General features: G+C 55.1%; 17 protein-coding genes and 1 tRNA gene. 9 read left to right on the top strand and 9 right to left on the bottom strand.

What is annotated here, in order from left to right; genetic code table 11:
• Nucleotides 1-75: 75 nt before the first annotated feature.
• Nucleotides 76-149: transfer RNA gene (locus tag CLV80_RS07660), tRNA-Gly, on the bottom strand.
• A 170-nt stretch (nt 150-319) separates the two neighbouring features.
• On the bottom strand, nt 320-1,876 hold the full coding sequence (locus tag CLV80_RS07655) for a bifunctional metallophosphatase/5'-nucleotidase (protein WP_106356582.1): 1,557 nt from the start codon (nt 1,874-1,876) through the stop codon (nt 320-322).
• A gap of 162 nt (nt 1,877-2,038) precedes the next feature.
• Here CLV80_RS07655 and CLV80_RS07650 point away from each other — a divergent pair, with 162 nt between their 5' ends.
• Nucleotides 2,039-2,371: a DUF952 domain-containing protein gene (locus tag CLV80_RS07650; RefSeq protein WP_106356580.1), complete on the top strand. Its 333-nt coding sequence runs from the start codon at nt 2,039-2,041 to the stop codon at nt 2,369-2,371.
• Nucleotides 2,368-3,420 (top strand): quinone-dependent dihydroorotate dehydrogenase, encoded by a 1,053-nt coding sequence (locus tag CLV80_RS07645; protein WP_106356578.1) that lies wholly within the window; start codon nt 2,368-2,370, stop codon nt 3,418-3,420. Before CLV80_RS07650 ends, CLV80_RS07645 begins: the two co-directional genes overlap by 4 nt.
• Here the strand turns inward: CLV80_RS07645 and CLV80_RS07640 are convergent.
• Genes CLV80_RS07640 through CLV80_RS07630 form a run of 3 tightly spaced genes read right to left on the bottom strand, consistent with a single transcriptional unit; the run spans nt 3,397 to nt 5,646 of the window.
• Nucleotides 3,397-4,725: an MATE family efflux transporter gene (locus CLV80_RS07640; protein WP_106356576.1), complete on the bottom strand. Its 1,329-nt coding sequence runs from the start codon at nt 4,723-4,725 to the stop codon at nt 3,397-3,399. The genes CLV80_RS07645 and CLV80_RS07640 overlap by 24 nt on opposite strands.
• Nucleotides 4,718-5,209, bottom strand: coding sequence for a PaaI family thioesterase (locus CLV80_RS07635; RefSeq protein ID WP_106356573.1), 492 nt, complete (start codon nt 5,207-5,209; stop codon nt 4,718-4,720). The genes CLV80_RS07640 and CLV80_RS07635 overlap by 8 nt, the downstream gene beginning before the upstream one ends.
• Complete coding sequence (locus CLV80_RS07630) at nt 5,206-5,646, bottom strand: PaaI family thioesterase (protein ID WP_106356570.1); 441 nt, start codon at nt 5,644-5,646, stop codon at nt 5,206-5,208. The genes CLV80_RS07635 and CLV80_RS07630 overlap by 4 nt, the downstream gene beginning before the upstream one ends.
• Before the next feature lie 142 nt (nt 5,647-5,788).
• On the opposite strand from CLV80_RS07630, the gene CLV80_RS07625 reads away from it, so the two are divergent.
• The 7 genes from CLV80_RS07625 to CLV80_RS07595 all read left to right on the top strand — a co-directional run bounded on the left by CLV80_RS07625 (nt 5,789) and on the right by CLV80_RS07595 (nt 13,888).
• A complete protein-coding gene (locus CLV80_RS07625; protein WP_106356568.1) occupies nt 5,789-6,157 on the top strand; it encodes a MerR family transcriptional regulator in 369 nt (122 codons plus the stop codon).
• A 194-nt stretch (nt 6,158-6,351) separates the two neighbouring features.
• Nucleotides 6,352-6,753: a MerR family transcriptional regulator gene (locus CLV80_RS07620; RefSeq protein WP_106356566.1), complete on the top strand. Its 402-nt coding sequence runs from the start codon at nt 6,352-6,354 to the stop codon at nt 6,751-6,753.
• Between the two features lie 41 nt (nt 6,754-6,794).
• Entirely contained in the window at nt 6,795-8,573 is a 1,779-nt protein-coding gene (locus tag CLV80_RS07615; RefSeq protein WP_106356564.1) for an acyl-CoA dehydrogenase C-terminal domain-containing protein, read from the top strand.
• A 103-nt stretch (nt 8,574-8,676) separates the two neighbouring features.
• Nucleotides 8,677-9,312 carry a glutathione S-transferase family protein gene (locus CLV80_RS07610; RefSeq protein WP_106356562.1) on the top strand — a complete coding sequence of 212 codons (636 nt, stop codon included), beginning with the start codon at nt 8,677-8,679 and terminating at the stop codon, nt 9,310-9,312.
• A gap of 12 nt (nt 9,313-9,324) precedes the next feature.
• On the top strand, nt 9,325-10,536 hold the full coding sequence (locus tag CLV80_RS07605) for an acetyl-CoA C-acetyltransferase (RefSeq protein WP_106356560.1): 1,212 nt from the start codon (nt 9,325-9,327) through the stop codon (nt 10,534-10,536).
• A gap of 12 nt (nt 10,537-10,548) precedes the next feature.
• Nucleotides 10,549-12,744: a 3-hydroxyacyl-CoA dehydrogenase NAD-binding domain-containing protein gene (locus tag CLV80_RS07600; RefSeq protein WP_106356558.1), complete on the top strand. Its 2,196-nt coding sequence runs from the start codon at nt 10,549-10,551 to the stop codon at nt 12,742-12,744.
• Nucleotides 12,745-12,871: 127 nt separating this feature from the next.
• Nucleotides 12,872-13,888, top strand: coding sequence for a hypothetical protein (locus CLV80_RS07595; RefSeq protein ID WP_106356556.1), 1,017 nt, complete (start codon nt 12,872-12,874; stop codon nt 13,886-13,888).
• Between the two features lie 4 nt (nt 13,889-13,892).
• On the opposite strand, the gene upp is transcribed toward CLV80_RS07595, so the two are convergent.
• The 4 genes from upp to CLV80_RS07575 are packed head-to-tail and all read right to left on the bottom strand — an operon-like array spanning nt 13,893 to nt 17,977.
• Nucleotides 13,893-14,525 (bottom strand): uracil phosphoribosyltransferase, encoded by a 633-nt coding sequence (upp, locus tag CLV80_RS07590; RefSeq protein ID WP_106356554.1) that lies wholly within the window; start codon nt 14,523-14,525, stop codon nt 13,893-13,895.
• Entirely contained in the window at nt 14,518-15,510 is a 993-nt protein-coding gene (locus tag CLV80_RS07585) for an adenosine deaminase (RefSeq protein WP_106356552.1), read from the bottom strand. The genes upp and CLV80_RS07585 overlap by 8 nt, the downstream gene beginning before the upstream one ends.
• Nucleotides 15,507-16,682, bottom strand: a complete 1,176-nt coding sequence (locus CLV80_RS07580; RefSeq protein WP_106356944.1) for a phosphopentomutase — start codon at nt 16,680-16,682, stop codon at nt 15,507-15,509. The genes CLV80_RS07585 and CLV80_RS07580 overlap by 4 nt, the downstream gene beginning before the upstream one ends.
• Nucleotides 16,682-17,977, bottom strand: a complete 1,296-nt coding sequence (locus tag CLV80_RS07575; protein WP_106356550.1) for a thymidine phosphorylase — start codon at nt 17,975-17,977, stop codon at nt 16,682-16,684. The genes CLV80_RS07580 and CLV80_RS07575 overlap by 1 nt, the downstream gene beginning before the upstream one ends.
• Between the last annotated feature and the right edge of the window lies 1 nt (nt 17,978).

Genomic DNA, 17,978 nt, shown 5'->3' with positions numbered 1-17,978 from the left:
AAGACATAAAACCGCCTGCCCTGTTTAACAAGGCGGCCATTCGTATAACCGTAGTACAATTCTAAATGGAAATTTTGGAGCGGGCGACGGGAATCGAACCCGTGTCATCAGCTTGGAAGGCTGAGGTCTTACCATTACACAACGCCCGCGCGCTGTAGGGATGAATTATTGCACTGCGACCAAAGGGTCAAGCGACCACTTCCCTTTACCTACACAAATATCCGCTGGTGAGGCATCAAATTTCTAGAAATTTGATTTACGCCCACAAAAAAGCGCGCCGCGGATAACCGCAGCGCGCCTTGTTCGACTTTTTCTTGACTTACTTCAGCGCGATACGACCATCTGTATATGGTGCATATGGCGCATTCGCCGCCAGATACTCTGCAGTCACATCTGCAAGGTCTGGGCCAAAGTCATAGGCATCGGATGCATCTTTAAACATCGCGTAACCATCGCCACCGTTACGAACGTAGTTGTTGGAGACCAGACCATATGTCGCAGCCAAATCAATAGCTTCACCTGCAACCATCACGTCTGACACACGGCTTCCGGCCTCTGCGGCAGCATCAACAGTGAAAGTGATACCAGCAACCTGCGGGAAACGACCTGCGCCCTCTTCGATTTGGCTCACACCATTTTCGAGTGCGGCAACAACAGTCTCCCCGCTCACATAGAATGTAGACAGTGTGTTCTGGAATGGCAGCACAGTCAGGACTTCACCCATAGTGACGTCGCCTTCGTCGATGCTGGCACGGATACCACCAGAGTTCGCAATCGCGATTTGGATGCCCTGATCTGCAACACGATCAAGCATCGCGTCTGCAATCAGGTTACCACCTGAACATTCCATCGCACGGCAAACGTCGCGGTTGCCTTCGATCGCAGAAGCCGCAACAGCCACAACCTTGTTACGGATTTCCTCGAGCGGCTGTGCCAGTTCAGAGATGCGCGCAACAGTTTCTGCATCTTCGGCAACTTGGCCGTCGATTAGCAATGGCGCACCCGATGCTTCGGTCAGAACACCAGCGTCATCAAAGGTAACGTTCAACTCACCCAAGAATTTACCGTAGGCATAGGCCTGCACGATTGCCGTGTCGCCAACCATTGTTGGATAAGAACCAGCAGCGCCGTCCATATCACCCAGCAATGTGTTCGAGTGACCACCAACGATCACGTCAACGCCAGTCGTGTTTGCAGCAACCTGCTGGTCAACAACATAGCCAGAGTGCGACAGAACGATGATCTTATTCACGCCTGCTTCGGTCAGTTTATCCACTTCGCCCTGAACCGCTTCAGAAGGGTCAGTAAAGATGATGTTGTCGCCGGGGCTTGCGAGTTCATGTGTGTCATGTGGCGTAAGACCGATAAGACCGATTTTTTCGCCGCCCTGCTCAATCACTGTGGATTTCATCAGGACGTCAGCCAGCAAAGGCTCGCCTGATACATCAGCGTTGGACATCAGCACAGGGAATTCAACCGAATCCATGAACCCACGCAGAACTTCTGGGCCATCGTCGAATTCGTGGTTACCCACTGTCATCGCATCATAGCCAAGCTTGTTCATGAATTCCGCAGCCATCGCACCTTTATAGTAGGTGTAGAACAATGTGCCTTGGAATTGGTCACCGCCATCCACAAGGATGCTGTTGTTGCTGCGCGCGCGCGCATCAGCAATTGCAGTTACCAAACGCGCAGTACCGCCAAAGCATTCGCCAGCAGCGTTGTCTTCGGAAGAACAACCGCTGTCATATTTGCTGATTGGTTCAAACCGCGCGTGAAAGTCGTTTGTGTGCAGGATCGTCAGCGAATAGTCGGCCGCAGCGGCCCCCGCAGACAGTGCCAGTGCACAGGTGGATGTCAAAATACGTGAAATCATTGTTTCAGTCCCCAAGTTGGAATGGCCGTAGCTTGGCAACGGCCTAGTTCAGAGTCAAATGGCTTCGCCAATACAGCCCGACTGCCCCTACGTTAAGTTCCAGCATATCCGGGCTGCGATCCGGTGCTTGACCAATTTGTGTGCAACCTCCATGACAACGCCATGCTGATATACAAAATTTTCCGCGCCCACGAATGGGCAGACCTGCAAGCCAAAGGCGAAACCCAAGGTGCGCCGATTGATGTGGCTGATGGATATGTTCACTTTTCGACCGCCGAAACTGTCGCCGAGACTGCCGCAAAATACTTTGCTGGTGCCGAGGGGCTTGTTTTGCTGGCGCTTGAGGCTGACACACTTGACCCGCTCAAATGGGAACCTGCCCGCGAAGGCGTGCTGTTCCCCCATCTCTACCGCAATCTACGCATGTCAGATGTGTTGTGGGACGCGCCACTACCGCTGATCGATGGAATCCACCAATTCCCGGAACTATCATGAAGCTGTTAGAACAAATCGGCCTTGCTGCCCTACGCCGTATTGATTCTGAAACCGCCCATGGTCTTGCACTCGAGGCTTTGAACACAGGGCTTGGCCCGCGCGGCGGCCCGTTCACATCTGACCGGCTGCGCACGCAATTGGCAGGCCTTGATCTGCCTAACCCTGTTGGCCTTGCTGCCGGCTTTGACAAAAACGCGACTGCGTTGAATGCGCTGGCCCGCACCGGCTTTGGTTTTTTAGAGGTAGGCGCCGCAACCCCCCGCCCACAGCCAGGCAATCCAAAGCCAAGGCTGTTCCGCCTGACCGAGGACCAAGCCGCCATCAACCGCTTTGGGTTTAACAACGACGGGATGGAGGCCATCGGCACCCGCCTTGCCCAACGCCCCAAGGACCGCGTTCTTGGCCTGAACCTTGGCGCGAACAAAGACAGCACCGACCGCGCAGCCGATTTTGCGACAGTGCTGACGCATTGCGGCCCGCACGTCGATTTCGCAACGGTCAACGTATCGTCGCCAAACACCGAAAAGCTGCGTGATCTGCAAGGCAAAGCAGCACTTGCTGCGCTTCTTGCTGGGGTTATGGACGCGCGCAATGCGCTTGAGACAAAAATCCCCGTGTTTCTAAAGATCGCACCAGACCTGACTGCCGACGAATTGGCCGAAGTGGCCGAGGTCGCAAATGCGTCAGGCATCTCGGCAATCGTGGCGACAAACACCACGCTTGATCGCATTGGTCTACGCGGACCACATGCCGCCGAAAAAGGTGGATTGTCAGGGCAACCCCTGTTCGAAAAATCCACACGGACATTGGCGCAGCTATCCGGTATGACCGACCTGCCTATCATCGGGGTTGGCGGTGTCGGCAGCGCCGAACAGGCCTACCAAAAAATCCGTGCAGGCGCTTCGGTCGTTCAACTATACACCGCCTTGGTTTACGGCGGCGTCTCACTAGTCGATGAAATCACGCGCGGGCTCGATGCTTTACTAGAACGCGACGGTTTCGCGAATGTCAGTGATGCGGTTGGATCAGGCAGAGGCGACTGGCTCTGAAGCCGCCTCTAACCCCGGATATTTCCATCCCAGTGTGATGCCACGCACGACAAAGCTAAGCAGTAACCCCAACCACAAACCGTGGTTTCCATAGGCCTGCATCAAAGGAATCACCGCCGCGAAATAGATGATCGTCGAGATGATCATCATGTTGCGCATGTCCTTGGTTCGGGTTGCACCGATGAATATCCCATCCATCATCCATGGCAGCACCCCAACGATTGGCGCGGCAACCATATAGGGCAAATAGATAGCTGCCGCCTCTTGGACCGGTACGTTCTTTGCCATGATCGCGATGATCGTTGTTCCGAAAACTGCAAAACAGATGGCCAGCACGATACAAATTACACCGCCCCAGAAGGTGGTCATCACTGCACTTCGGCGCAGCGCAGCGCGTGAACGGGCACCCATCGCATTCCCGACCAATGCCTCGGCCGCGACAGCGAAACCATCCATCGCATAGCCGGTGACGCTTAGGAATTGCAGCAGGATATGGTTTGCCGCCAATTGGACCTCTCCAAACTTCGCGCCAAAGAACAAGAAACTGACAAAGATCGCCTGCAGCAAAACAGAACGGATCATAATGTCCGAATTCACCGCAGCCATGTTGATCAGCCGCGCCCGGTCCAACACCCGCGCCCAGTCGCGCCAATCACGGACAGCAAACGCTGCACGGCACAGCCATAGACCCAGTACCACACCGGCCCATTCAGCAATGAACGTCGCCCATGCGACCCCTTGAACGCCCCATTCGAACCCAAGGACAAACAGCAAATCCAACGCAATGTTGGTCCCATTCATCAACAACTGGATCGCGAAGACGGCGCCAGTACGCTCCTGCCCGATTAGCCACCCTGTGATTCCATAAAGCGCGATCATCGCTGGAGCGGACCAAACGCGAATTGCCATATACTGACGCGCGAGGTTTTCGACCTCTGGCGTGGCTGGCGATACGCGGAACGCACCTGCAAACAACAGCCCTTGCAATAAGATAATCGCGACGCCCGCACTAAGGCCGATGATCAGTGAGCGGGTCAAAAGCGCCGCGACCTCGGCCTCGTTCTTTGCGCCAGTCGCTTGCGCCGTCAGGCCCGAAGTCCCCATACGCAGGAAACCAAAAATCCAATAAATCGCAGTCAGGATGATCGCGCCGATACCGACGGCACCAATTGGTGCCGCCTCGCCCATCTGGCCCACAACGCCTGTATCAACTACGCCAAGGATCGGAACCGTGGCATTAGATAACACAACCGGCAGCGCGATGGTCAGGACCCGACGATGCGTCAGCCGCGCGATATCAGCCATTCCGTTGTGGCATCAGGAAATGCCCAGTGGCCTGCGCAAATAAACGGGTCCGGTTGTCTTGCCATGCCTCAACGTGAACAGACGCATAGCGACGCCCCGACCGGTTCACACGCGCACGTGCATAGGCATCACGTGGAAGCCCGGGCCGCAAATAATCGACGGTGAAATCAATCGTCTTTGGCAATACAATACGTGGGGTTACATCGGTCAGCTTACCGGCTTCCATATCTGCCCACGTCGTTGACCATGTCAGTTCCATGATCGCAGTGACTTCTAGAAACGCAGCAGTTACCCCGCCATGCAATGCAGGCAGCATCGGGTTCCCGATCAGTTTATCATCATAAGGTAACACACCGGTAAGTTCGTCACCACGACGGTCAATTTGAATGCCCAAAAACTGAATATACGGCACACCTTCGACCAAACGTTGCAGCGCGGAATCACGGCGTTGCTTAACAACCTGAACGGGTTCAGGACGTTTCATTCTGGGGCCCTCTCGATCGTAAAGGCACCCGTGGCTGTCGCAACGGGGCGATCAAAGTCACCATCAAATGCAGTCGCCCGAATAAATGCCACAGATCGGGTCACGTGATAACACTCGGCGCGGGTTGTAAGCCTATCACCTGGCTTTGCAGACCGCATATAATCAATACGCAGATCTAGTGTCGCGGTCGCGATTGGCGCTGTAGGATGCACCATGACGGCTGCGCCACTGCATGTATCCATCAAAGCCGACACTGCTCCGCCATGAATAACGCCCGTCTCCGGATCACCCACAAGGCGATCATCATAAGGCATGGTAATCTCGGCTGTGCCGTCACCGATTTCGGTCAACAACATCCCCAATGTCTGTGCATGTGGGATCGCCTCGATGAACTGGCGGGCAATCTTATTGCGGTTCACTGACGTCTGATCTGTCATTATCTATCCTTGCAGCAAATTGGCTGGGTCAGGGGATTGTGACGTGCCACGCCATATCTGCAAGTCCCGATCACAAACTTACCTTACAGACCTAGTTGCCCGAGCGCCAAACAGCGGTTACGTTAAAGCAAGGGAGAACGCGATGACTGATAAACGCCTTTCATTCAAAGAGATGTGTGCAGAATTCGATGTGACGCCACGGACGTTACGTTACTACGAATACATCGAACTGCTAACGCCAGAAAAAGAAGGGCGCTCGCGGTTTTATGGCGCAAAAGAACTTGCGCGCATGACATTGATCTTGCGTGGACGGCGATTTGGATTCTCTTTGGAAGACATCAGACAATGGCTGATGATCTATGAACATGAAGGCACCGAAGCGCAAATGCGCGAATGGATTTCATTGGCAGATCGACAAATGATCGAACTCGCAGAGCAGAAAAAACAGCTCGAAGAAACGATGACAGAACTCAGCGCACTGCGTGAAGAAACCGCAAAGACTTTGGGCTGATTCAACCTTAAGTGGGAATTTCGCACATTCCCTCCCTCTTATAAAATTTCTCATACCCTAGCGTCATCTTTCTTTACCTTTCGTCAGCTTTGAAATGACGCGACGTTCCGTTTACGTTAACGTCACCTTTGCTTGTAAGCTACGTCTTATATCCGCAAGTGCCGGTCAGATTGATTTGCACCAAGGAACGAGTAATGACGACTGAAATGATGAACATCCGCGAAATGTGCGACGCTTTTGACGTGACACCACGTACGCTTCGCTTTTACGAATCAAAAGAGCTGCTGTTTCCTGTCCGCGAAGGACAAAAACGGCTTTTCTCAAAACGTGATCGTGCGCGGCTCAAGCTGATCTTGCGCGGCAAACGTTTTGGTTTCAGCCTCGAAGAAATCCGGCAGCTGCTGGACCTATATCACATGGACGACGGCCAAGAGGCGCAATTGTCCAAGACTTACGAAACAGCAGAACGTCACTTGGCTGACATGGAAGCTCAGAAAGCTGAGCTCGAGGAAGCTATTGGCGAACTGAAACAACAAATGGCGTGGGGCGCGGCGAAGCTTGCCGAACTCGGCCAACGGAAAAACGACGCGGCTTAAACCACCGCGTCAAATACAGGACTTTAGGGAGAGACACGACAATGCCAATTTACAACGCACCGACAAAAGACCTGCAGTTCGTTCTGCATGATCTACTGAAAGTCAGTGAACAAGACATCGAAGGCTATGATGATCTTGACCGGGAATTCACCGGTGCCGTCCTCGAAGAAGCCGGCAAAGTCGCAACCGAAGTCCTGCACCCGCTCAACGTTGTTGGTGACAAAGAAGGCTGCGTTCTTGAGAACGGAGTTGTGCGCACACCAAAAGGCTTCAAAGCTGCGTTTGAGCAAATGAAAGAAGGCGGCTGGACTGCAATGGATTGCGATCCAGAGTATGGCGGTCAGGGCCTGCCCTACGTGATGAACAGCGCGGCACAAGAACCATTTGTGTCTGCAAACATGGCGTTCAATATGTATCAGGGCCTGACACACGGTGCCTACTCCGCGATCCACGCGCACGGTACTGACGAACAAAAACAGAAATACCTGCCAAAGATGGTCACATGCGAATGGACCGGCACCATGAACCTGACCGAACCACATTGTGGTACGGATCTGGGCCTGATGCGCACCAAGGCAGCCCCACAAGCTGATGGCAGCTATAAAATCTCTGGCCAAAAGATCTTTATCTCGGCTGGCGATCACGACATGGCGGATAACATCATCCACCTTGTACTGGCCAAAATCGAAGGCGGCCCAGAAGGCATCAAAGGTGTTTCCCTATTCATCGTGCCAAAATTCATGGTGAACGAGGATGGTTCGCTTGGTGATCGCAATGGCGTGTCTGTCGGCTCTATCGAAGAAAAGATGGGCATCCACGGGAACTCGACCTGCGTCATGAACTATGACGAAGCAACTGGTTACCTGTTAGGCACAGAACACAAAGGCATGCGTGCAATGTTCACAATGATGAACGAAGCCCGCATCGGCGTTGGCCTGCAAGGCTATGCCCAAGCTGAAAGCGCGTACCAGAACGCCGTTGCCTATGCGAACGACCGCCTGCAAGGACGCGCCGTAACTGGCGCAGAAAACCCAGATGGCCCAGCCGATCCACTGATCGTGCACCCAGATATTCGCCGCAACCTGATGGATCAGAAATCATTCGTCGAAGGTGCGCGTGCATTCACACTTTGGGGTGCAAACCTGATCGACCGTGCACACCGCAATGGCGACAAAGAAGCCGACGGTCTGATTTCACTGATGACACCCGTCATCAAGGGTTTCCAAACTGACAAAGGCTTTGAATACGCAGTTGCCGCACAGCAGGTTTACGGCGGTCACGGCTACATCGAAGAATGGGGCATGTCCCAGTATGCGCGCGACGCACGTATCGCGATGATCTATGAGGGCGCAAACGGCGTTCAGGCGCTTGACCTTGTTGGTCGCAAACTGGCCCAAGACGGCGGCAAGCACGTCATGGCGTTCTTTGAGATGATCAAAACCTTCATCAAAGAAAACGAAGGTAACGAAGCGCTGAAAGCTGACTTCCTTGAGCCTCTCAAAGCGGCGTCAAAAGACCTGCAAGCTGCTGGCATGTACTTTATGCAAAACGGCATGAAGAACCCGAACCACGCGCTGGCTGGATCCTATGACTTTATGCACATGATGGGTCACGTTTGCTTTGGTCTGATGTGGGCGAAAATGGCTAAGGCCGCGATGGAAGCACTCGAAGGTGGCGCATCCGACAAAGCTTTCTACGAGACCAAAATCGCAACGGGCAAATACTACATGGCGCGTCAACTTCCGGCGACAGGCGTGCACCTCGCACGTATTAACACAGGTGCCGATACTGTGATGGCGCTGGACGCTGCTAACTTCTAAGCTCTGACTGACCGCTCTTGCCGGGTTTCCCGGCAAGAGCATTCGCTATCCATGCTCATGCGGCTAGCGAAAACAGGCCCTTAGGGGCGTACAGGGGGAAGATATGACAATGAAATTGCACTGTTTCGGTGAAAGCGGTCATTCGTACAAAGTCGCCATGGCGCTTTCGATGATGGATATCGAATGGGAACCCGTGTTCATCGACTTTTTCAAAGGTGAATCGCGCAGCCCCGAATACCGTGAACTGAACATCATGGGCGAAGCCCCAGTGTTGCAGGACGGTGATCTTACGTTAACGCAATCTGGTGTGATCCTTGATTACCTCAGCTCCAAAACTGGTAAGATGGGTGGCAGATCGGCCGATGCACGCCGCGAAGTGCTGCGTTGGATGTTCTTTGATAACCATAAACTATCCAGCATCGCTGGCATGCTCCGGTTCCAAATGAATTTCCTACCAGAAGACAAACGCAACGCAGACGTAATTGCATTTCTATCGGCCCGGCTCGCTTCAGCGCTGAAAACACTGGACGATCAATTGACCAACCATGCGTGGCTGGCAGGCGATGACATCACCGTCGCTGACCTGTGCTGCGCCGGGTACCTGTATTACCCCGAACCATTCTCATTCGACCGCAAAGATTACCCGAATATCGACCGTTGGCTTGATGCAATCGCATCCCAGCCTGGTTGGAAACCACCTTATGAACTAATGCCCGGCAGCCCCGCTGACCGTGCCTGAACGGAGGAAACTATGACCGAAGCCTATATCTATGACACCGTGCGCACTCCGCGCGGCAAGGGCCGCAAAGACGGCAGCCTGCACGAGGTGAACTCTGCACGCTTGTCCGCTGGCGTTCTGAATGCGCTCAAAGAGCGCAACAACCTTGAAGGTCACGCCGTGGAGGACGTGATCTGGGGGAACGTCACCCAAGTTGGCGAACAGGGCGGTTGCCTTGCGCGTACTGCGGTTTTGGCTTCAGACCTTGACCAGTCGATCCCCGGTCTTGCGATCAACCGTTTCTGTGCATCTGGCATGGAAGCCGTGAACCTTGCCGCAAACCAAGTCAAAGGCGGCGCAGGTTCCGCATATATCGCTGGTGGTGTGGAAATGATGGGCCGCGTGCCAATGGGTTCTGACGGCGCTGCAATCGCTGTCGATCCATCAATCGCGATGGACACTTATTTCGTCCCCCAAGGTATCTCTGCTGATATCATCGCGACCGAATACGGGTTCACCCGTGAAATGGCAGACCAGCTTGCCATGGAAAGCCAAAAGCGTGCAGCGGCCGCTTGGGCAGACAACCGTTTTGCCAAATCCATCGTGCCAGTAACTGACGTAAACGGCCTGACCATTCTGGACCGCGACGAATACATGCGCCCCGGGACAGACATGCAGTCGCTTGGTGGCCTGAACCCAGCCTTCCAAGCCATGGGTGAAACCATGCCCGGCTTTGATAAAGTCGCGCTGATGAAATACCCGCACCTCGAGCGGATCAACCACATCCACCACGCTGGTAACTCCTCTGGTATCGTGGACGGCGCTGCTGGCGTTCTGATCGGTTCCAAGGAATACGGCGAAGCAATGGGGATCAAACCTCGCGCTGTGATCCGTGCCACTGCGAAAATCGGTACCGATCCAACCATCATGCTGACTGGCCCTGTGCCCGTGACGGAAAAAATCATGAAAGACAGCGGCATGTCGATTTCCGACATCGACCTGTTCGAAGTGAACGAAGCATTCGCATCCGTTGTTCTGCGCTTCATGCAGGCGTTCAACGTGGACGACAGCAAGGTCAACGTGAACGGTGGTTCAATCGCTATGGGGCACCCACTGGGTGCCACAGGCGCGATCATCATCGGCACCCTGCTGGACGAACTTGAACGCACGGGCAAAGGCACTGGTCTTGCCACGCTTTGCATCGCATCCGGCATGGGTGCAGCCACAATTATTGAACGCGTGTAAGGGGCCACTGTTATGACTGACTTTACAATGAACAAAGGCGCTGACGGCGTCGCAATCATCACTTGGGACGTTCAAGGCAAATCCATGAACGTCATGTCCATGGAGGCTTGGCCCGTTCTTGACGGCCTTATTGACGACGCGCTGGCCGACGACGCGGTCAAAGGCATCGTGATTACATCCGGCAAAGACACATTTGCTGGCGGCATGGACCTGAACATCATCGCAAAGATGAAAGAAAGCGCTGGCGACAACCCTGCCAAGGGTCTGTTTGACGGCCTAATGGGCATGCACGCCGTCCTGCGCAAAATCGAGCGCGCCGGTATGGACCCAAAAACCAACAAAGGCGGCAAACCTATCGCAGCCGCCCTGCCCGGCACTGCGCTTGGCATTGGTCTAGAAATCCCTCTGGCCTGTCACCGCATCTTTGCGGCTGATAACGCCAAAGCCAAAATCGGCCTACCAGAAATCATGGTTGGCATCTTCCCCGGCGCTGGCGGCACAACACGTCTGTCACGAAAGCTGGGCGCAATGGGTGCATCGCCCCTTCTTCTCGAAGGCAAGCTAAACGACCCTAAGAAAGCCAAAGCAGCTGGCGTGATCGACGAAGTTGTTCCTGCTGACGAACTGCTGGACGCAGCCAAAGCATGGGTTCTATCAGAGCCTAAGATCGTGAAACCATGGGATGAAAAGGGCTATAAAATGCCCGGCGGCGCGCCGTACCACCCTGCTGGCTTCATGACCTTTGTTGGCGCATCCGCAATGGTCAACGGCAAGACCCAGGGCGCATTCCCTGCGGCCAAGGCTCTGCTGTCAGCCGTCTACGAAGGCGCATTGGTCCCATTCGACACAGCGCTTAAGATCGAGGCACGTTGGTTCACCAACATCCTGATGAACCCATCTTCATCTGCCATGATCCGCAGTTTGTTCATCAACAAAGAAGCGCTTGAAAAAGGTGCGAACCGCCCTGACGTCGCAGACCAAAAGGTCAAAAAGGTCGGCATCATCGGCGCTGGCATGATGGGCGCAGGCATTGCGCTTGTTTCTGCATTGGCTGGCATTCAGGTTGTCCTGATCGACAGCACACAAGAGGCTGCTGACAAAGGCAAATCCTACACCACGTCCTACATGGACAAAGGGATTTCCCGCAAAAAGGCGACCGAAGAGAAAAAAGAAGCCGTGCTTGGCCTGATCAACGCGACAACGGACTACGCCGCACTGAGTGGCTGTGATCTGATCGTTGAAGCGGTGTTCGAAGACGTGGGCGTCAAAGCCGAGGTCACGAAAAAGGTACAAGCTGTCGTCGGACCTGACTGCATCTTTGCGACCAACACATCGACCCTGCCAATCACTGAACTTGCTAAGGCATCGAACGACGCTGAAAAGTTCATCGGCATCCACTTCTTTAGCCCTGTAGACAAGATGCTTCTGGTCGAGATCATCAAAGGCAAAGAAACCGGCTCCGTGGCTGTGGCCAAGGCGCTCGATTTCGTGCGCCAGATCCGCAAGACACCAATCGTCGTCAACGACGAACGGTTCTTCTATGCGAACCGCTGCATCATTCCTTACATCAACGAAGGTATTCGGATGGTGAAGGAAGGCGTCGAACCTGCGCTGATCGAAAACGCAGCGAAACTGCTGGGCATGCCGCTTGGTCCGCTTCAGCTGGTTGACGAAACTTCGGTTGATCTGGGCGTGAAGATCGCCAAGGCGACAAAGGCCGCTATGGGCGACGAATACCCAGATGGCGAAGTCGACGAAGTCCTGTTCTGGATGTTTGACCAAAAACGTCTGGGCCGCAAGTCCAACAGCGGGTTCTACAGCTACGACGACAAAGGCAAACGTACCGGTCTTTGGGAAGGTCTAGCCGCGCAGTACCCTGTTGCAGATGACCAGCCTGAACTGACCACAGTGCAGCACCGTTTGATGTTCGCACAGGTGCTTGAGGCTGTTCGCGCGCTTGAAGAAGGTGTGCTGGAAGACATCCGCGAAGGTGACGTTGGCGCGATCCTTGGCTGGGGCTTTGCGCCTTGGTCAGGTGGCCCGTTCAGCTGGCTGGACATCATCGGCACACCATATGCCGCAGAACGCTGTGACCAGCTGACCGAAGAGTTCGGTCCGCGGTTCACAACCCCTGCCCTGCTGCGTGAAATGGCGGACAAGAACCAAGAGTTCTACAAGCGCTTCGCTGCTGCTGAAAAAGCTGCTTAAGACAAACGGCGCATCCTGTTTTTTCAGGGTGCGCCAACCCAGTTGGGTTTTGCCCGCCTACTGGTGATTACCGACATGACAATACGTCCGCCCCGCGATATTGTTTCTAAAAAAGGCAGTTCGGGCAATGACAGCACTTGATAAATATGAGCGGCTGGAATGCGACGGCTTGTGGCGCGCTGACAGCGATGCGCAGCGGCGCGACGTCGTCATTTCCTTTGGCAACGCGACACTGGTGATCGCGGATGGCGCAGGGCGTCCGCTAACCCACTGGTCGCTACCTGCAATCCTACGCACAAACCCCGGCGAAACGCCCGCAATCTATGCCCCCGGCGATGACGCCGACGAAACCATCGAAATCTCAGACGACCTGATGATCGACGCCATTGGTGAAATCCAAAAAGCGCTCGACAAGGCGCGACCAAAACCCGGCAAACTACGTCACCTGACGACAGCTGGCATCACCGCCACAGCACTGGCGTTGGCCGTTTTCTGGCTACCCGGTGCATTGACGCGCCAGACGCTTTCAGTCGTGCCAATTTCAAAACGCATAGAAATCGGCGCAACGATGCTGGGCCACATGCAAGCAACGACTGGCGCACCATGCCGCGAACCGCGCGCCAACGAAGCGGCCGTAAAACTCGCCCAGCGTCTGTTCGGGGTAGAAACACGCACCAAAATCGTGGTTGTTCCGCATCTGAACCAAGGTGCAGTCTCTATTCCGGGGCGGCTAATATTGCTGGATTACGGGTTGTTGCAACAGGCGGACGATCCGGCAGCACCTGCTGGATTTATCGTGGCTAGCCGCGCAGGAACCGGCGAAAATGACCCACTGGAAACTGTACTGCACAGCGCGGGGCTTGGCGTGACGTTCAAGCTGCTAACAACGGGCGAAATCCCGTCCGAAGTACTGCAAGAAAACGCGCAAGAAATCACAGCAGGAACAGGCTCAACACCGAACCGAGCCAAACTGCGCGCTGCGTTCAGCGCGGCACAAATCCCGCATGCGCCTTATCTTGCGTTGCTAGATGAAATGACTGGGAATATGCCCGACTTAGGCGTGGACCCGGTTGAGGGTGAAACACTGCCCGCCATTTTGACGGACAGTGAATGGGTAAGTTTGCAGAACATCTGCAACATCTAAACGTTTATTTGGTGCCGAACATCCGGTCGCCAGCGTCGCCAAGCCCGGGCACGATATAGCCTTTTTCGTTCAGCTTTTCGTCAATCGCCGCAGTTACAATCGGCACATCGGGGTGTGCTTCTTTCATGCGGGCGATGCCTTCGGGTGATGCAAGCAGACACAAGAAACGGATGTTCTTGGCACCCGCCTTTTTCAGCAGGTCAATTGCAGCGACTGACGAATTACCGGTGGCCAGCATTGGGTCGACCGCAATAACCAAACGGTCTTCTAGCTCGGTTGGGACTTTGAAATAATACTGAACCGGCTCAAGCGTTTCTTCATCGCGGTAAAGCCCGACAAAACCAACGCGTGCAGATGGGATCAATTCCAGAACACCATCCAGTAAACCGTTGCCCGCGCGCAAGATCGACACAAGCGCCAGCTTCTTGCCGTCAATAACGGGCGCATCCATTGTCTGCAGCGGCGTTTCAATCTGCCTGGTCGTCATCGGCAGACCGCGCGTGACCTCGTACGCCAATAGCTGGCTAATCTCGCGCAATAGCTGCCGGAAAACGGCGGTCGATGTATCCTTCTGGCGCATCAGCGTCAGTTTGTGTTGCACCAATGGGTGGGTGACGTGGGTGACATGATCAGTCATTTTTAGGCTCCAATCGTTTTGCCACACGGGCGCGGGTTTCTTCGTCGCAAAAGGCGGCGTTCAAGGCGGTCTCATTCAGAGCCCTGAAATCGTCTTCGCCCCAGCCAAATGTCTTGGCTAGCATTTCGTATTCAGCAGTCATTGTCGTGTGAAAGAACGGCGGATCATCCGTAGATACCGTCACTGGCACACCAGCGTCGCGCAGTTTCGCAATTGGGTGCGCGCCCCAGCTGGTGACCGCTTTCAGCACAACGTTTGAACCTGGGCAAACCTCTAGCACGACCCCCTTATCAGCGATTTCTTCCATCAGGTTCGCATCATCAATCGCGCCAATACCGTGGCCGATGCGTTCGACCTTCAGGTCGCGAATAGTCTCGGCAACCATAGAAGGTCCGCCCCACTCGCCAGCGTGTGCCGTCAACTGCAAACCCGCCTCGCGCGCCATATCAAAACTATAGGCATAGTCACCCGGACGCCCGGCCATTTCGCCGCCAGCCATGCCAAACCCAGTGATGAAATCACCCTTGGTTTCGGCGGCACAACGGGCTGCGACCTTACACTGATCAGGGCCAAAGTGCCGGATCCCCGTTACGATACCACGCAAGGTAATACCCATCGTACGTTCGGCCTCATCCGCGGCGTCCTGCATCGCAGCCAGATAATCGCGCCATGCGGAAACATCGCCGCCACCGCAGAAATCAGGTGACACGAATGTCTCCATATAGACGACGCCATGCGCGGCAGTTTCTTCCAGCACAGCCATGGTCAGGCGGCGGAAATCCTCGGGCGATTGCAGCGGCTCACACGCGGCCTCGTACACCTTTAGGAAATGATCGAAGTCGCGAAATGCGTAGCTGCCGTCAGCGTTAAAGATACCACTGATGTCGATATTCTTTTCGCGGGCCAGCCCAGCGATAAACGCAGGCGGCGCCGATCCTTCAAGGTGCGTATGCAGTTCGACCTTTGGGATGTCTTTGAAATTCATAGGAAACTGCGCCCCTCTCCGTTATATTTTACGCCCAAGTGCGCTGCGATGCTCGCTGCAACGTCAGTGAACGCCAATTGGCCAAGTTCCCGCGCACCGATCCCATGGACCAGCACTGGAACCCGCTCGCGGGTGTGGTCAGTCCCGGACCAAGTCGGGTCATTGCCATGATCCGCCGTGACGATCAACAGATCATCGGAGCGCAACCGGGGTAAGATGCGCCCAAGTTCAGCGTCAAACCATTCAAGATGCCCGGCATAACCTTTGGGATCACGGCGATGGCCAAATTCACTGTCAAATTCGACAAGGTTCGCAAAGACCAAAGCACCATCGTCGGCCTCGTCCACCAAATCGCTGATATGCCCCATCAACGCGTCGTCGCGCCCTTTACGCAGGTCATCGATGCCGCGCATCGAAAAAATGTCGCCAATCTTGCCGACCGCATACACCTTGCGACCTGCATCATGGACGTAGTCGCAGATCGTCGGAGATGGCGGCGCAATCGCGAAATCTTTGCGGTTGCCAGTGCGTTTGAAATCGCCCGGCTCACCCACGAACGGGCGTGCAATCACACGACCTACTTTCATTTCGTGCAGCACTGGCGCGATATCAGCGCACAGTTTTAGCAGGCGATCCAATCCAAAATGTTCTTCATGTGCCGCAATCTGCAGAACCGAATCCGCCGAAGTATAACAAATCGGCCATCCGGTTTTCAGATGCGCTTCGCCCTCTTCCTCGATAATAGTGGTGCCAGACGAATGGCGGTTCCCCAAAATGCCGTCGGTACCTGCCGCCGCGCAAATTTGCGCAACAACCTCATCTGGAAACGCTGGCTGCGCATCAGGGAACACGTGCCAATCCCACGGGACAGGCACACCTGCCAGTTCCCAATGACCTGAGGGCGTATCCTTGCCCTGTGAAACTTCGGTCGCAGCCCCCCAGCCACCGGTTGGGGCGGTGCCCATGCCCGGAGCGTCCTCTCCTGACGCCAGCTTAACGGCGGCACCCAGCCCCAGCGCATCCATCACCGGAACCTGTAGGCCTGCGGTTTGGGCAATATGCGCCACTGTGTTCGCACCCGTATCGGGCAAGTCACCATTAAAGAACTGATCCGCATCTGGCGCACCGCCGATACCGACGCTGTCGATGACAATCAAAAATGCGCGCGCCATCATGTGATCCTTCCAATAATCAATGGGCCGGGTTTTGCTGCGTCACCGATGCGCACGGCGGCCTGCACGGCAGCCACAGCCTCTGCTGCGTCGCCATCAGTCGCAGCATGCACCATGCAAAGCGGTTCACCCGCAGCAACGGCATCCCCTAGCGCAATCATATCGGTAAAGCCAACAGACGGGTTGATTTTGTCCGTCTCAACGTGACGTCCGCCACCCAAGGCAACCACGGCAAACCCCAACGCCTCACCATCAATGGCAGCAATATGCCCCGCTGTGGGGGCCGGAACCGGTTTCACCACCGGCGCTTTGGGCAGGTGGGTGTGCCAGTCATCAGCCATGTCAGGCGGGCCACCCAAAGCGGCAACCATCTGACCAAATTTCTCCATCGCGGCACCCGAACTGATCGCGCGGGTTACCTGCTCCTCGGCATCGTCAACACCGCGCATCGCCAATAGCCGCACACATAGCGCAACAGTCAATTCATGAAGCCGGGGCGCCGCAGCGGCGTTGCCTGATAGAACCTCCATACAGACAGCCACCTCAACCGCATTGCCTAATGCGGGTGCCAGAGGCGCATTCATATCGGTGATCATCGCCTCAGTTTTGCAGCCTGCGCCATTACTGGCATCAACCAATGCACGCGCCAATGCCTCCGCATCTTGCGGCGTTTTCATAAACGCGCCAGAGCCGCATTTCACATCAAGGATCAGCCCCTCGAGCCCCGCCGCCAGCTTTTTCGCTAGAATTGAGGCCGTGATCAAATCCACGCTTTCAACCGTCGCTGTCACATCGCGGATCGCATAAAGGCGCTTGTCGGCAGGGGCAATTTGGCCAGTAGCACTGACGATGGCACAGCCGATATCGCGGGTAATCTGATGCAACCGGCGTTCAGTCACATCAACAGACAGACCGGGGATCGCCTCAAGCTTATCCAACGTGCCACCCGTATGCCCCAACCCACGACCAGAGATCATCGGCACATATACACCACAGGCGGCCAAAGTCGGCGCAAGGATCAAAGATACGCAGTCCCCCACGCCACCAGTCGAATGCTTATCCAACACAGGCCCAGGCAAATCCCAATGCAAAACGTCACCACTGTCACGCATACCTTTGGTCAGCGAAACGCGGCCTTCGTCAGACAGGCCATTCAAGCAAACAGCCATCGCAAAGGCACCGGCTTGCGCGTCGCTGACTTCGCCAGTCGCCAGACCTTTGGCAAACCATGCCAATTCTTCTGCACTAGGTGTGTGATGGCGGCGCACCGCAGCTATGATCGCACGGGCATCCATC

The sequence above is a fragment of the Yoonia maritima genome (assembly GCF_003003285.1).
Lineage (GTDB): Bacteria > Pseudomonadota > Alphaproteobacteria > Rhodobacterales > Rhodobacteraceae > Yoonia > Yoonia maritima.
The sequence above is the reverse complement of the archived record's forward strand: the minus strand, read 5'-3'. Positions and strand labels throughout refer to the sequence as shown.